At 73.5% G+C, this 1,449-nt stretch carries 2 protein-coding genes; both read left to right on the top strand.

Features of this window, described 5'->3' with window-relative positions:
• Positions 1 to 368, top strand: a 368-nt coding sequence (locus FNH08_RS50035; RefSeq protein WP_194238901.1) for a winged helix-turn-helix domain-containing protein, incomplete at its 5' end; no start/stop codon positions are given.
• A partial coding sequence (locus tag FNH08_RS50030; RefSeq protein ID WP_322726682.1) for a HAMP domain-containing protein occupies positions 369 to 1,449 on the top strand: 1,081 nt, incomplete at its 3' end.

Below are 1,449 nucleotides of genomic sequence, written 5' to 3'. Positions count from 1 at the left end.
GTGGGACGGGCAACGGAACGGGTTTCGCCGTCGAGGCGCCCAAGCCGTCCGGTGACCGCGACGTCGGCGGGCTGCTGTCCGCCGCCGGGCTGCGGATGGACGTGCACGCGCGGCGGGTCTGGCGCGGGGCGCGCGAGCTGGAGCTGACCCGGACCGAGTTCGACCTCCTCGAACTGCTCATGCGCAACGCCGGGATCGTCCTCGACCACGCCACGATCTACGACCGTATCTGGGGCTACGACTTCGGCCCCGGCTCCAAGAACCTCGCCGTGTACGTCGGCTACCTGCGGCGTAAGCTCGACGATCCGGGCGCTGCGGCGCTGATCCACACGGTGCGCGGCGTGGGGTACGTGCTGAGGGAGGACTGAGTGCGCCTCCGCCCCCGCCTGCGCCGGGTTTCCTCTCTGCGGTCTCTGCGGGCGACGTTCACCGTGTCCTTCGCGGCCGTGGCCGCCGCCGTCACGGTCGTCGTCGGGGTGCTCAGCTACAGCGCGGCCGCCCGGCTGGTGCGTGTGGACCAGCAGACCGTGTTCGCCGCGGTGGTGCGTGACCTTCAGGGACAGGTACGGGAGCGGGAGCTCAGCCCCGGGGACTACGCCTCCTCCGACCAGGGCGGACCGCGGGACGAGCTGATGGGGTCGGGCCGTACGGACATCCAGGTGCTCGGACCGGGCGGCGAACTCGTCGACAAGGGCAGCCCCGCCCTGCCGGTGCGTGCCCGTGACCGCGGTACGGCCGGCGACGCCGTCGCGGGCCGCACGGTCGAGCACGACGCGGTCGCCCTCGGCGACGACCGGTACCGCGTGGCCACCGTCGCCCTAGGGGGCGGGCGGGGTGCCGTCCAGGTCGCGCAGGAGTTCAGCGACACCGAGGACCTGTTGCGGGAGTTGCAGCAGCGGACCGTGCTGCTGGAGGCCGCCGTCGTCGTCTCGGCCGGGCTGTTCGGCTGGTGGCTGGCGCGGCGCATCACCCGGCGCCTGGTGCGGCTCGCCGGTGCGGCGGAGGACGTGGCCCGCACCGGTCGTCTCTCCATCCCGGTGCCGGTCACCGGCCGCGACGAGGTGGGGCGGCTCGGCCGCTCCTTCGACCGCATGCTGGTGCGGCTCGCCCAGTCGGAGGAGGACCAGCGGCGGCTGGTCCAGGACGCGGGCCACGAGCTGCGCACTCCGCTGACGTCGTTGCGTACGAACATCTCGCTGCTGCGCCGGATCGACGAGTTCCCGGCGTCGGTCCGTGAGGAGCTGGTCGCGGACCTCGCCCAGGAGGCCCGGGAACTGACCGATCTCGTCAACGAGTTGGTCGACCTCGCGGCCGGTCAGTCCAGCACCGAGCCCGTCCAGCGGGTGGCGCTCGCGGACGTCGTCGAGGACGTGGCGGTGGTTGCCCGCCGCAGGACCGGGCGGGAGGTCGTGGTGCGGGTGCACGGGGACACGACGGTTGCCGGGCGGG

Source organism: Streptomyces spongiae, from assembly GCF_009377185.1.
GTDB lineage: Bacteria > Actinomycetota > Actinomycetes > Streptomycetales > Streptomycetaceae > Streptomyces > Streptomyces spongiae.
The sequence above is the reverse complement of the archived record's forward strand: the minus strand, read 5'-3'. Positions and strand labels throughout refer to the sequence as shown.